The organism is Allobosea sp. TAF32, from assembly GCF_052113585.1.
Lineage (GTDB): Bacteria > Pseudomonadota > Alphaproteobacteria > Rhizobiales > Beijerinckiaceae > Allobosea.
The window spans coordinates 209,896-221,683 of record NZ_JBFRDM010000006.1; the positions used below are offsets into that span (position 1 = coordinate 209,896).

Consider the following 11,788-nt stretch of genomic DNA (forward strand, 5'->3'; position numbering starts at 1 on the left):
ATGCCCTTCCGCGCCTCGATCCTGACGCTCTATCCGGAGATGTTCCCCGGGCCGCTCGGCATTTCGCTGGCAGGCGAAGGGTTGCGCAAGGGGCTGTGGTCGCTCGACACGCACCAGATCCGCGACCACGGCATCGGCCGCCATCGCAATGTCGACGACAACCCGGCCGGCGGCGGCGCCGGCATGGTGTTGCGCTGCGACGTGCTGGCGGCAGCGATCGATGCGGCGGTGTCGGCGGATGACGCGCGCCCGCGCCTGCTGATGTCGCCGCGGGGCCGACCGCTCCAGCAGCGCCAGGTGCGCGACTGGGCGGAAGGACCGGGGCTCGTCATCGTCTGCGGGCGCTTCGAAGGCGTCGACGAGCGCGTGATCGAGGGGCGCAACCTGATCGAGGTCTCCATCGGCGACTACATCCTCTCCGGCGGCGAGATGGCGGCGCTGACCTTGCTCGACGCCTGCGTCCGCCTGATCCCCGGCGTGATGGGCAAGGCGGCCTCCGGCGAGGATGAGAGCTTCGAGAACGGGTTGCTCGAATATCCGCATTATACGCGGCCGCGCGAATGGGAGGGCAGGGGCCTGCCCGATGCGCTGCTCTCCGGCGACCATGCCCGCATCGCGAAATGGCGACGCGAGCAGGCGGAAAAGATCACGCGGGAGCGCCGGCCGGATCTGATGAAGAGGCATGGCGAGGGCTAAGCTCTTGCCGTCATTCCCGGGCGAAGCGCAGCGCAGACCCGAGAATTCCTTTCGGAAGGGACGCCTTTTTCGGCATGAAATGCTCGGGTCAAGCCCGAGCATGACGGCTGCCTGTTATGGATACGCCGCCACCGGCAGCTTTTCGGGCAGCCAGCCGCCCGGTCCGAGCACGCCGCCTCGTACGGCCGCGAGATCGCGCCAGCCGCGTCCGGCCAGCTTCTGCGCGATGGCCACGGCCTGCGCGCCGGTGCGGTCGATCAGCACGATGCGCTTGCCGGGATTGTCGAGGCGAAGCCCGGCGAGGCGGACCTCGAAGGCCGGCGCATCGGCATCGAATGGCAGCGCGCCCTGCGGCAGGCCGGTATCGGCCCTTTCCTCCGCCCTGCGGATATCGATCAGCAGGATCCGTTTTGCCTGAGCGGCTTCAAAGGCTTCGCGCGAAGAGAGCGTGTTCGCGTCCTGACCGAAAACGAAAGAGGCCGGGAGCACGAGGCTCCCGGCCAGAAAAATTCGGCGCGTTGCGGCGCCCTTGCGCATGACGCTCAGCGCAGCTCGGCGCAGAAGCGCTGGATGCGGCGGCAGGCCTCTTCCAGCTTCTCGTCCGAGGTGGCGTAGGAGATGCGGAAGTTCGGGCCGAGGCCGAAGGACGAGCCGTGCACGGCCGCGACGGCTTCCGTCTCGAGCAGGCCCATGACGAGGTCTTCGTCGGTCTCGATCTTCTTGCCGTTCGGCAGGGTCTTGCCGATCAGGGCCGAGCAGTCGGGATAGACGTAGAACGCGCCTTCCGGCACTGGGCATTTCAGGCCGCGGGTCTGGTTCAGCATGGAGACGACGAGATCGCGCCGGCGTTCGAAGGCCTTCTTGAAGACCGGGATGTGCTCCTGCGTGCCGTCGAGCGCCTCGACCGCGGCCCATTGCGAGATCGCCGAGGTGCCGGAGGTCTGCTGGCCCTGGACCAGGTCCATGGCGTTGATCAGATGCTGCGGGCCGGCGGCGTAGCCGATGCGCCAGCCGGTCATGGCATAGGATTTCGAGACGCCGTTCATGGTCAGCGTGCGCTCGTAGAGGGCGGGCTCGACCTGCGCCGGGGTGACGAACTGAAAGTCGCCATAGACGAGGTGCTCGTACATGTCGTCTGTCAGGATCCAGACATGCGGATGGCGCATCAGTACATCCGTGAGCTTCTTCATCTCGGCATGGCTGTAGGCCGCGCCCGACGGGTTCGACGGCGAGTTCAGGATCACCCACTTGGTCTTGGGGGTGATGGCCTTCTCGAGGTCTTCAGGCTGCAGCTTGAAGTCGTTCTTGAGATAGGTCTCGGCGAAGGTCGCCGTGCCGCCGCAGAGCGCGACCATCTCGGGGTAGCTGACCCAGTAGGGCGAGACGCAGATGACCTCGTCGCCGGGGTTCAGCGTGGCGAGCAGCGCATTGTAGATGACGTGCTTGCCGCCGGTCGAGACGATGGTCTGGCTCGCCTTGTAGTCGAGGCCGTTCTCGCGCTTGAACTTGCGGGCGACGGCTTCGCGCAGCTGCGGGATGCCGGAGACCGGGGTGTACTTGGTTTCGCCGCGCCGGATCGCGGCGATGGCGGCTTCCTTGATATTGTCCGGCGTGTCGAAATCGGGCTCGCCGACGGAGAGCGAGATCACGTCCTTGCCCTGGGCTTTCAGGTCACGGGCCTTCTGCGTGATCGTGATGGTCGCTGAGGGCTTCACGCGCTTCAGGGCATCGGCAAGAAAGGCCATGGGACTGATCTCCGAGGGAGGGGGAGGTTGAGCGCCGGAGCAGGCGCGCGCGTGGTGTATGACTCGGCGGCAATGATCGCAAGCGCAACTGCTTGATGTTTTGCAGAAGCGTCATGAATTCGAGGCGGTTTGCCCTTGCGGTCACCGCATGCGAAGGCGGGGCATGACGAGCGCTGCCGCAACCATTGCGATCTATGTCGATGCCGACGCCTGCCCGGTGAAGCCGGAGATCTATCGCGTCGCCGAGCGCCATCGCGTCAAGGTCTTCGTCGTCGCCAACAGCTTCATCAACGTGCCGCGCGAGCCCTGGCTCGAGCGCGTGACGGTCTCCGGCGGCTTCGACGCCGCCGATGACTGGATCGCAGAGCGCGTCGGGCGCGGCGCGATCGTCGTCACGGCCGACATTCCTCTGGCGGATCGCTGCATAAAGGCCGGCGCCGACGTGATCGGACCGACCGGCAAGCCCTTCACCGAAGCCTCGATCGGCATGGCGCTGGCGACGCGCGACATGATGGAGGATCTGCGCGCGATGGGCGCAGCCATCGGCGGGCCGAAGCCGTTTTCGCCGAAGGACCGCTCTGCCTTCCTGCAGGCGCTCGACCTCGCGATCCAGCGCCTCAGGCGTGCCGGCTTCCAGGCCAGTCGATAGACATGTGGACCGCAGGCCTTGACCTGCGCCCGTCTCAGCGCTCCGGGAACAGGAACGTCAGCACGGCACGCACTCCCCAGCGCGGGGCGTCATCGGGCCTGACGGCATAGTATTTAAGGCCGATGCTGGCGCTCATCGCCTGTTTGCCGACATTGAAGACCTGCGAGGCGCTGACATTGATCGGGACGGTCCATTTGCGGTTGACCCAATCATAGTTCGTCTCGGTGTTGAGACCGACGCTGAACCCTTGCCCGAAGCTGTAGGACAGGAATGGCTGCAGCAAGGTCGTGCTGACGTCGCTGCGACCATCCGGCCCGGCATAGGACCAGATGTGGTTTGCCAGGCCGCCAACGGTCCACGCCCCTTCCTGCACCAGCAGGAGCGCGGTGGGCCCTGCGCCCCATTTGCCGGAGCCCAGCTTGTCGCTCGAGGCCGTGGGCCAGAGAAAGACCGGGCCCAGCGCCCATATCACGCCGTTCTTGGGTGAGGTCGGCGTGAGGAAGAAGCTCTGGGTGATGTCGCCGACCCCGACCGCGTCGGCCGCGCCATAGCGCTCGCGCTGGATGACCGGCAGGATCGTTCGGATGATCAGGTTCCAGTCCTGGTTCAGATGAACCGGGACGACGGGCTGGATATTCGTCGTCGAGGAAAAACCATCGTTCTTGGCCCCTCCGCGGAACTCGAAATTGCCCTGCAAGGGCAGGCTGATCATCGGTGAAACCGGATTTTGGAGCCTCTTCGAGAGCTCTTCCGCATCCTGTGCGGCGGCAACGCCGGGTAAAACACAAATGGCCGCGACAAGCTTCGCGGCCATCCTCAACAACGATTTAGCCATAGACAGAAAACGCCCCCACGCCTGCGGCCCGAATCGGCCGCCGCGTTACGCTTACCCGAGGGGCCAGCCGCGCTACAGCGCGCCGAGCGCAGGGCGGGATGTCATCCCGGTATTCCCTGCCGCGCTGGACCTCGGCGGGGTTTCACCCTAATTCTCGCCGCAACCAAGGCCCGTATCCAAACCGGGCGCTCCGGAGGAAGCTCATGTCGTTGACCCGCCGTTCCACGCTCGGCCTGATGGCCGGCGCCGTCTTCGCTCCGTCGATCGTCCGGGCCCAGAGCTTCCCCAGCAAAGTGGTCACCCTGGTCGTGCCCTATCCGGCGGGTGGGCCGACCGACGCCATCGCGCGCTTCGTCGCACAGGATCTGTCGACCGCCTTCGGCCAAAACGTCATCGTCGACAACCGGGCCGGCGCCTCCGGCGCGGTCGGCACCCGCGCCGTCGCCCATGCTGCCCCCGACGGCTACACCATCGTCTTCGGCAACAACCAGACGCATGGCAATAACATGTTCCTGCTGAAGGAGCCCGGCTACGATGCGGTGAAGGACTTCGCGCCGCTCGCCGGCGTCGGTGCCTTCGAGCATGCCTTCGTCGTTCGCAACGACCTGCCGGCCAAGAACATCCAGGAGCTGATCGCGCTCGCCAAGGCCGAGCCGGGCAAGTTGAATTACGGCTCGACCGGCGTCGGCTCCGGCTCGCATCTCGCCATGGAGCTGTTCATGCAGCGCACCGGCATCAAGATGACGCATGTGCCCTTCCGGGGTGCCGCGCCGCTGGTGCAGGAGATCGTCGCCGGCCGCATCGACATCGCCAACTCGACGCTGCCGAGCGTGCTGGAGCAGATCAATGGCGGCGCCCTGCGCGCGCTCGCTCTTGCCAGCCCGGAGCGCAATCCGCGCGCCAAGGACATCCCGACGCTGCGCGAGCAGGGCGTGACCAACGCCGACGCCGATTCCTGGGCGGCGTTCTTCGCCCCCGTGAACACGCCGGACGCGGTGCTCGGCACGCTCTCCAAGGCAGTGCTCGCCTCGCTGAACAAGCCCGAGACGCGCGAGGCCATCCTGAAGCTCGGCTTCACGCTCAAAGTGCGCGATCCCGCCGCGTTCAAGCCTTACCATGCCCAGGAGATCGCGACCTGGAAGCAGATCATCGCCGACGCCGGCGTGAAGCCGGAATAACCTGCCTGAAGCGTCATTCCCGGGCAGAGCGGAGCGCAGACCCGGGAATCTCGTTGGAGAGATGCTCGGGTCGAGCCCGAGCATGACGGCGCTCCGGACGGAGTGAAATCATGAACCTGATGCCCAAGCTCGCCGCCCGTCGCGAGGCCGGGAAACCCGTCCGCGCGGCGCTGATCGGCGCCGGCAAGTTCGGCTCGATGTTCCTGTCGCAGGTGCCGCATATCGAAGGGCTCGAAGTCGCGGTCATTGCCGACCTCGACCCCGAACGCGCCAAGGTGGCCTGCCGCAATGTCGGTTGGGATGAGGCGCGGATAGCGCGGACGCGCTTCGTCGATGACGGCGTTCAGGCTGCCCGCGCCGATGGCGTCGAGGTGGTGCTGGAAGCGACCGGGCATCCGGCGGCCGGTGCCCGGCACGCCCTGGCCGCGATCGAGGCCGGGCGCCATGTCGTCATGGTCAATGTCGAGGCCGACGTGCTGGTCGGGCCCGTGCTGGCCAAACGCGCCCAGGAGGCCGGCGTCGTCTATTCCATGGCCTATGGCGACCAGCCGGCGCTGGTCTGCGAGATGGTCGACTGGGCGCGGGCGACCGGCTTCACCGTCGCGGCTGCCGGCAAGGGCACCAAATACCTGCCGGCCTATCACAACGTCACGCCCGACGATGTCTGGACGCATTACGGGCTGACGCCGGAGGCGGCGAAGGCCGGCGGCATGAACCCGCAGATGTTCAATTCCTTCCTCGACGGCACCAAGTCGGCCATCGAGATGGCGGCGATCGCCAATGCTTGCGATCTCGACGTGCCGGAGGCGGGCCTTGCCTTTCCGCCCTGCGGCGTCGACGACCTCGCCCATGTGCTGCGCCCGCGCGGCGTCGGCGGGCAGCTCGAACGCGACGGCATGGTCGAGGTCGTCTCCTCGTTGGAGCGCGACGGGCGGCCGGTCTTCCGCGACCTGCGCTGGGGCGTCTATGTCGTGCTGAAGGCACCGAACGATTATGCCGCTGCCTGCTTCAAGCAGTATGGCCTGCCGACAGACGCGACCGGCCGCTATGCGGCGATGTACAAGCCCTTTCACCTCATCGGCCTGGAATTGCCGATCTCGGTGCTGAATGCGGCACTCAGGGCCGAACCGACCGGTACGACTCGCGGCTGGCGCGGCGATGCGGTCGCTGTCGCCAAGAGGGCGCTCAAGGCTGGCGAGATGCTGGACGGCGAGGGCGGCTACACCGTCTATGGACGGCTGATGCCGGCGGCCGCGAGCCGCGCTTGCGGGGCGCTGCCGATCGGCCTCGCCCATGGCGTCAAGCTCAAGCGGGATGTCGCAGCCGGCCAGGCGGTGACGGAGGCGGATGTCACGCTCGACGACAGCCAGCCGATCGTCTCACTTCGCCGTGAGCTCGTCGCAACGGCTTGGTGATCGGCGGCGTTCCCTTCTATCTCTGACAGGCTCGGAGGATGGAAAGGGAGATGGCGATGCGGCTCGTATTGGTGGGCAGAGTGTTCGCGGCAGCAATGCTGGCGGCACTCATTACGGACGCTGCTGATGCCCAGCAGCGTTTCCCGTCCAGCGCGGGCGAACTCGCGGTCGAGACCGTCGCCACCGGGCTGGAGCATCCCTGGGGTCTCGCCTTCCTGCCGGATGGGCGCATGCTCGTCAGCGAGCGCCCCGGGCGGCTGAGGATCGTCGATGCGGATGGCAAGCTGTCCCGCCCGATCACCGGCGTCCCCAGCGTGATGGCGCGAGGGCAGGGAGGTTTGCTCGGCCTGGCGCTCGATCCGGCCTTCGCGCAGAACCGGCTCGTCTACTTCTCGTTCGCGGAGCCGCGTTCGGGCGGCAACGGCACCAGCGTCGGGCGCGGGCGCCTCAACGAGCAGGGCACGGCGCTGACCAATGTCGAGGTGATCTTCCGGCAGATGCCCACGATCAGCTCCAACATGCATTTCGGCTCCCGCCTCGTCTTCGACAGGACGGGGGCGCTCTTCGTCACGGTCGGGGACCGCTACAGCCAGCGCGACCAGGCGCAGAACCCGGCCAATCATCTCGGCAAGACCATCCGTATCCGCCCAGACGGCGGCGTGCCGGCCGACAATCCAAAGAAGCAGGGCTGGGCGCCTGAGGTCTGGTCGATCGGTCATCGCAACGTCCAGGGCGCGGCGCTGCACCCCGACACGGGCCAGCTCTGGACGGCCGAGCACGGCGCGCGCGGCGGCGACGAGATCAACACGCCCAAGGCCGGGCTGAATTATGGCTGGCCGGTCATCACCTACGGCGTCGATTATTCAGGCGCTAAGATCGGCGAAGGCACGGCGAAGCCGGGGATGGAGCAGCCGCTGTTCTACTGGGATCCGTCGATCGCACCTTCGGGCGCCGCCTTCTATACCGGCCCGGTCTGGCCGGCCTGGAAGAACTCGCTCTTCGTCGGGGCGCTTGCGGGCCAGATGCTGGTCCGGCTCTCGACGCAGGGCGAGACCGTGACGGGCGAGGAGCGGCTGCTCACCACGATCGGCGAGCGTATCCGCGACGTCGTCCAGGGGCCGGACGGCTTCCTCTACCTGCTCACGGACGAGGACAACGGCAAGATCCTGCGGGTGCGGCCGGCCAAATGATGGCCGCACATGTGTTTTGGATCAGGGACCGCAATCCCATTCGCGCTCCATGACGAAGACCTTGCGTGTGGCGAGGTGGCCGTTGGCGTCGAAGAGATCGCCGACATAATACTCGGTGCCCGCCGCGTCACGAGTGCTGCGCTCGACCTGGAGTGACCAGCCATAGCTGACCTGCTTGCCGCCCTGCCAGGCGCGGTGGACGGCGCTCGGCGAGGCGGCCGAGAGGATGCGGGCGCTTTCATCGCTGGGGCTGCAGGTAGGGCCGGCCAGGGCTGCCGCAGGAGCGAGCAGGAGGGCGCAGGCAATCAGTGCCGTCATTTTCAAGGCAGGAAATCCTATCGAGAGAGTTTGGGGAAAGGCGGCGGTGGGGCGTGTCTCAGCCCTTGGCGTTGAAAATGAAGAAGGCGCCCGCTGTGATCAGGGCAAAGCCGACAGCATGGCTCCAGGTCAAGGCTTCCTTGAGCCAGAGCACGGAGAAGCCGGCGAAGACGATGAGCGTGATGACTTCCTGCATCGTCTTGAGTTCGGCGGCCGAATAGACGCCCGAGCCGATGCGGTTGCCCGGCACCGCCAACATGTATTCCGGCAGGGCGATCATCCAGCCCGCGAGGATGGCGAGCCAGATCGCGGTGCTCTTGTAGCTGAGGTGCCCGTACCAGGCGAAGGTCATGAAGATGTTCGAGCCGAACAGCATCGCGATCGGCAGGATATGAGCTGCGGTCAGGGAGGGCATGCCGGGGGCTTTCTTCGCGACGGCCTGATCGATGACGACAGATTGCCGGCTCTTCGGAGGGCGGTTCCCGCCGTCAGCCGAAGCGGAGCTTCATGGTGATGATGACGAGGACGAGCAGGAGCGTGAGCGCATTGGCGGCGATGACCGGCCAGGACAGGATCTGGATGCCGTAGCTCAGCCACAGCGCGGTGCCTGCGGCAAAGAGCCCCTGCGTCCATAGCGAGATCGCGCGGGTGTCGCGGGTGCGGATCGTCCGCCAGGCCTGCGGCAGCCAGCACAGGCTGGTCAGCGCGGCTGCGGCGAAGCCGAGGAGCTCGATGGCGGCTGGCGACATGGCGGCGAATCGCAGGAAGAAGTGTTGCCTCCCCATAACGGAATTCGTTCCTTCGTGCCGCCATTCTCGACGGTTAATCTCCGTTAACCACAGCAACCTAGCCTGTCCGAGAATCTGTCCGAATCGGTGGAGACCATGCGCGTCTATCAACTGGCCTTGCCACTCATCCTGCTTGCTTCCACAGCTTCGGCTCAAGGCAGCTTCCAGTCCTGCCTTGCGGGCCTGCGCTCGGAGGCGGCGGCCAAGGGCGTGTCGGGCGCGACCTTCGACCGGGCCATGGCCGGCGTCGAGCCGGACATGAAGGTCATCGAGGCGATGAACAACCAGCCGGAGTTCAAGACGCCGATCTGGGACTATCTTGGCACGCTGGTCGACGACGAGAAGGTCGCGGAAGGACGCTCGATGATGCGACAGCATGCTTCGACCCTTGCGGCGGCCGAGCAGCGCTTCGGCGTCGACCGCTACACCATTGCCGCTGTCTGGGGCGTCGAGAGCGATTTCGGTAAGGCGCGCGGCAAGATGCCGCTCGTGCAGGCGCTCTCGACTGGCGCTTGCCTCGCGCCGCGCCGCAACGCCTTCTTCAAGGGCGAGCTGATCGCGACGCTGCAGATCATCCAGCGCGGCGACGTGCGGCCCGAGCGGCTGTTCGGCTCCTGGGCGGGTGCCTTTGGCCACACCCAATTCATTCCCTCGACCTATCTGCGGCTCGCCGTCGACGGCGATGGTGACGGACGGCGTGATCTGGTGGATTCCGTTCCCGACGCGCTGCATTCGACCGCGAACTTCATGGCCAAGGCCGGCTGGGTGACCGGCGCGACCTGGGGCTACGAGGTGCGCGTGCCCGATGGCTATTCCGGCCCGACCGGACGCAACCCCAAGCAGCCGGTCTCGACATGGGCGGGGCGCGGCATCGTGAAATATGACGGCTCGCCGCTCAACGGCACCGGCAATGCCGGCCTGCTGATGCCGGCCGGCCGCAACGGCCCGGCCTTCCTCGTCTTCAAGAATTACGATGCAGCCTACAGCTACAACGGTGCGGACTCTTATGCTCTCGCCATCTCGCTGCTCTCCGACCGGCTGCGCGGCAAGCCGGGCGTGCAGGGCGAGTGGCCGACCGACGATCTGCCGCTGTCGCGCGAGCAGCGGCGCGAGCTCCAGCGCCTGCTGATATCCCGCGGCTACAATGTCGGCGAGCCGGACGGCGCGGTGGGGTCGCTGACCCGGACGGCGATCAAGGAGATCGAGGGCAAGCTCGGCATGCCGCAGACCGGGCGGCCTGGCGAGAAAGTGTTGCGCGCGCTGAAAGGCGGGCGAGTTTGAGGTCCAGAAATCGGGTGGCGCCGGGAACGCATTTCGGGGAAGCGTTTCTTCCACATCCTCTGGAGACGCCTGCATGACACGCCGCCTGATTTCCACCGGATCGCCCTTCGAGCGCTCCTTCGGCTATTCGCGCGCTGTCGTCGACGGGGATCTCGTCTTCGTTTCCGGCACGACGGGCTACGACTACGCCACGATGACACTGCCGGAGGACCCGGCCGAGCAGGCGCGCAACATCTTCCGCACCATCGGCTCCGTGCTGGAGGAGGCGGGGTCTTCGCTGTCACAGGCCGTGCGGGCGCAGTATTTCGTCACCGATCGCAGCTATTGCGAACCCGTGCTCGCCGTCTGCGGCGAGTTTTTTCGCGAGATCAGGCCCGCGGCCGGCATCTATGTCGTCGCCGGGCTGCTCAGGCCGGAGATGAAGATCGAGATCGAGGTGACGGCGCGCCTGCCGAAGGGCTGACCGCGCCACGGCGTGAACAGGACGGGCCTGCATTCGCATGCTTGCGCGCCGGGCGCTGCGCTCGTAATCACCCCGCCAACGCAAACACGCGACAAGGCGAGGCGACGATCATGGCGACCCACAAGCTCCTGCTGCTCCCCGGCGACGGCATCGGCCCCGAGGTGATGGGCCAGGTCGAGCAGATCGTGTCCTGGTTCGGCAAGCAGGGCCTGGCCTCCTTCGAGATCGAGAAGGGGCTCGTCGGCGGCGCCGCCTATGACGCGCACAAGGCGGCGATCTCCGAAGGCGACATGAAGCTGGCGCAGGACGCCGACGCCGTGCTGTTCGGCGCGGTCGGTGGGCCGAAATGGGCTGAGGTGCCCTATCAGCACCGCCCGGAAGCCGGCCTGCTGCGCCTGCGCAAGGATCTCGGCCTCTTCGCCAATCTGCGCCCGGCGATCTGCTACCCGGCGCTGGCCTCGGCCTCGTCGCTGAAGCCGGAGGTCGTCGAAGGTCTCGACATCCTGATCGTGCGCGAGCTCACCGGCGGCGTCTATTTCGGCGAGCCGAAGGAGATCGTCACGCTGGAGGACGGCTCCAAGCGCGGCGTCGACACCCAGCTCTACACCACGCCGGAAATCGAGCGCATCTCGCGCGTCGCCTTCGAGCTGGCGCGCACCCGCCGCAACAAGGTCTCCTCGGCCGAGAAGCACAACGTCATGAAGACCGGCGTGCTCTGGAAGCAGACGGTCACCGCGCTGCACGCGGCCGAGTACGGGGATGTCGAGCTGGAGCATGTGCTGGCCGACAACTGCGCCATGCAGCTCGTGCGCTGGCCGAAGCAATACGACGTCATCGTCACCGACAATTTGTTCGGCGACATCCTCTCCGACGTCGCGGCGATGCTGACCGGCTCGCTTGGCATGCTGCCCTCGGCCTCGCTCGGTGCCGAGGACAAGGCCACCGGCAAGCGCAAGGCGCTTTATGAGCCGGTCCATGGTTCGGCGCCGGATATCGCCGGCAAGGGCCTCGCCAACCCGATCGCGATGATCGGCTCCTTCGCCATGGCGCTGCGCTATTCCTTTGGCGCGGGCGAGGCGGCCGACCGGCTCGAGGGCGCGATTTCCGACGTGCTTGGCCAGGGCACCCGCACCAAGGACATCGCCGCTGATGGCGCCAACGCCGTCTCGACCAGCGAGATGGGCGCCGCGATCATCAAGGCGCTGGAAGCGCGTGGGTGAGCTGATCCCG

At 66.7% G+C, this 11,788-nt stretch carries 14 protein-coding genes; 8 read left to right on the forward strand and 6 right to left on the reverse strand.

The window, feature by feature from the left end; all coding sequences use genetic code 11:
* Nucleotides 1–696, forward strand: a complete 696-nt coding sequence (trmD, locus tag AB4Z16_RS14590) for a tRNA (guanosine(37)-N1)-methyltransferase TrmD (RefSeq protein ID WP_441512073.1) — start codon at nucleotides 1–3, stop codon at nucleotides 694–696.
* Between the two features lie 114 nt (nucleotides 697–810).
* Here trmD and AB4Z16_RS14595 read toward each other — a convergent pair whose 3' ends face one another.
* Nucleotides 811–1,185, reverse strand: a complete 375-nt coding sequence (locus AB4Z16_RS14595) for a rhodanese-like domain-containing protein (RefSeq protein WP_441512074.1) — start codon at nucleotides 1,183–1,185, stop codon at nucleotides 811–813.
* A gap of 53 nt (nucleotides 1,186–1,238) precedes the next feature.
* On the reverse strand, nucleotides 1,239–2,441 hold the full coding sequence (locus AB4Z16_RS14600; RefSeq protein WP_441469799.1) for a pyridoxal phosphate-dependent aminotransferase: 1,203 nt from the start codon (nucleotides 2,439–2,441) through the stop codon (nucleotides 1,239–1,241).
* 163 nt (nucleotides 2,442–2,604) lie between these two features.
* Here AB4Z16_RS14600 and AB4Z16_RS14605 point away from each other — a divergent pair, with 163 nt between their 5' ends.
* On the forward strand, nucleotides 2,605–3,090 hold the full coding sequence (locus AB4Z16_RS14605) for a YaiI/YqxD family protein (RefSeq protein ID WP_441512075.1): 486 nt from the start codon (nucleotides 2,605–2,607) through the stop codon (nucleotides 3,088–3,090).
* 34 nt (nucleotides 3,091–3,124) lie between these two features.
* Here the strand turns inward: AB4Z16_RS14605 and AB4Z16_RS14610 are convergent, their stop codons facing one another.
* The gene (locus AB4Z16_RS14610; protein ID WP_441512076.1) at nucleotides 3,125–3,802 is read right to left on the reverse strand and encodes a hypothetical protein; all 678 of its coding nucleotides are present in this window, start codon (nucleotides 3,800–3,802) and stop codon (nucleotides 3,125–3,127) included.
* 326 nt (nucleotides 3,803–4,128) lie between these two features.
* On the opposite strand from AB4Z16_RS14610, the gene AB4Z16_RS14615 reads away from it, so the two are divergent.
* The 3 genes from AB4Z16_RS14615 to AB4Z16_RS14625 all read left to right on the forward strand — a co-directional run bounded on the left by AB4Z16_RS14615 (nucleotide 4,129) and on the right by AB4Z16_RS14625 (nucleotide 7,708).
* Entirely contained in the window at nucleotides 4,129–5,103 is a 975-nt protein-coding gene (locus AB4Z16_RS14615) for a Bug family tripartite tricarboxylate transporter substrate binding protein (RefSeq protein ID WP_441512077.1), read from the forward strand.
* Between the two features lie 110 nt (nucleotides 5,104–5,213).
* A complete protein-coding gene (locus AB4Z16_RS14620) occupies nucleotides 5,214–6,518 on the forward strand; it encodes an NAD(P)H-dependent oxidoreductase (protein WP_441512078.1) in 1,305 nt (434 codons plus the stop codon).
* A gap of 56 nt (nucleotides 6,519–6,574) precedes the next feature.
* Entirely contained in the window at nucleotides 6,575–7,708 is a 1,134-nt protein-coding gene (locus tag AB4Z16_RS14625; RefSeq protein WP_441512219.1) for a PQQ-dependent sugar dehydrogenase, read from the forward strand.
* Nucleotides 7,709–7,729: 21 nt separating this feature from the next.
* Here the strand turns inward: AB4Z16_RS14625 and AB4Z16_RS14630 are convergent, their stop codons facing one another.
* The 3 genes from AB4Z16_RS14630 to AB4Z16_RS14640 form a co-directional block, all read right to left on the reverse strand.
* Entirely contained in the window at nucleotides 7,730–8,026 is a 297-nt protein-coding gene (locus AB4Z16_RS14630) for a hypothetical protein (protein ID WP_441512079.1), read from the reverse strand.
* Between the two features lie 58 nt (nucleotides 8,027–8,084).
* Nucleotides 8,085–8,441 (reverse strand): DMT family protein, encoded by a 357-nt coding sequence (locus AB4Z16_RS14635; RefSeq protein ID WP_441512080.1) that lies wholly within the window; start codon nucleotides 8,439–8,441, stop codon nucleotides 8,085–8,087.
* A gap of 73 nt (nucleotides 8,442–8,514) precedes the next feature.
* Nucleotides 8,515–8,775, reverse strand: a complete 261-nt coding sequence (locus AB4Z16_RS14640; protein ID WP_441512081.1) for a SemiSWEET family sugar transporter — start codon at nucleotides 8,773–8,775, stop codon at nucleotides 8,515–8,517.
* A 135-nt stretch (nucleotides 8,776–8,910) separates the two neighbouring features.
* On the opposite strand from AB4Z16_RS14640, the gene AB4Z16_RS14645 reads away from it, so the two are divergent.
* The 3 genes from AB4Z16_RS14645 (at nucleotide 8,911) to leuB (ending at nucleotide 11,778) form a co-directional block, all read left to right on the forward strand.
* Nucleotides 8,911–10,095, forward strand: coding sequence for a lytic murein transglycosylase (locus tag AB4Z16_RS14645; RefSeq protein ID WP_441512082.1), 1,185 nt, complete (start codon nucleotides 8,911–8,913; stop codon nucleotides 10,093–10,095).
* Between the two features lie 73 nt (nucleotides 10,096–10,168).
* Nucleotides 10,169–10,558, forward strand: a complete 390-nt coding sequence (locus tag AB4Z16_RS14650) for a RidA family protein (RefSeq protein ID WP_441512083.1) — start codon at nucleotides 10,169–10,171, stop codon at nucleotides 10,556–10,558.
* A gap of 110 nt (nucleotides 10,559–10,668) precedes the next feature.
* Nucleotides 10,669–11,778, forward strand: a complete 1,110-nt coding sequence (gene leuB, locus AB4Z16_RS14655) for a 3-isopropylmalate dehydrogenase (protein WP_441512084.1) — start codon at nucleotides 10,669–10,671, stop codon at nucleotides 11,776–11,778.
* Nucleotides 11,779–11,788 lie beyond the last annotated feature (10 nt).

Bases quoted from the DNA above. Each gene is read 5' to 3' on its own strand.
- AB4Z16_RS14625 (WP_441512219.1), top strand. From the start codon at position 6,575: ATGCGGCTCGTATTGGTGGGCAGAGTGTTCGCGGCAGCAATGCTGGCG.
- AB4Z16_RS14620 (WP_441512078.1), top strand. From the start codon at position 5,214: ATGAACCTGATGCCCAAGCTCGCCGCCCGTCGCGAGGCCGGGAAACCC.
- AB4Z16_RS14615 (WP_441512077.1), top strand. From the start codon at position 4,129: ATGTCGTTGACCCGCCGTTCCACGCTCGGCCTGATGGCCGGCGCCGTC.
- trmD (WP_441512073.1), top strand. From the start codon at position 1: ATGCCCTTCCGCGCCTCGATCCTGACGCTCTATCCGGAGATGTTCCCC.
- leuB (WP_441512084.1), top strand. From the start codon at position 10,669: ATGGCGACCCACAAGCTCCTGCTGCTCCCCGGCGACGGCATCGGCCCC.
- AB4Z16_RS14640 (WP_441512081.1), bottom strand. From the start codon at position 8,775: ATGTCGCCAGCCGCCATCGAGCTCCTCGGCTTCGCCGCAGCCGCGCTG.
- AB4Z16_RS14645 (WP_441512082.1), top strand. From the start codon at position 8,911: ATGCGCGTCTATCAACTGGCCTTGCCACTCATCCTGCTTGCTTCCACA.
- AB4Z16_RS14605 (WP_441512075.1), top strand. From the start codon at position 2,605: ATGACGAGCGCTGCCGCAACCATTGCGATCTATGTCGATGCCGACGCC.
- AB4Z16_RS14635 (WP_441512080.1), bottom strand. From the start codon at position 8,441: ATGCCCTCCCTGACCGCAGCTCATATCCTGCCGATCGCGATGCTGTTC.
- AB4Z16_RS14630 (WP_441512079.1), bottom strand. From the start codon at position 8,026: ATGACGGCACTGATTGCCTGCGCCCTCCTGCTCGCTCCTGCGGCAGCC.
- AB4Z16_RS14600 (WP_441469799.1), bottom strand. From the start codon at position 2,441: ATGGCCTTTCTTGCCGATGCCCTGAAGCGCGTGAAGCCCTCAGCGACC.
- AB4Z16_RS14650 (WP_441512083.1), top strand. From the start codon at position 10,169: ATGACACGCCGCCTGATTTCCACCGGATCGCCCTTCGAGCGCTCCTTC.
- AB4Z16_RS14610 (WP_441512076.1), bottom strand. From the start codon at position 3,802: ATGATCAGCCTGCCCTTGCAGGGCAATTTCGAGTTCCGCGGAGGGGCC.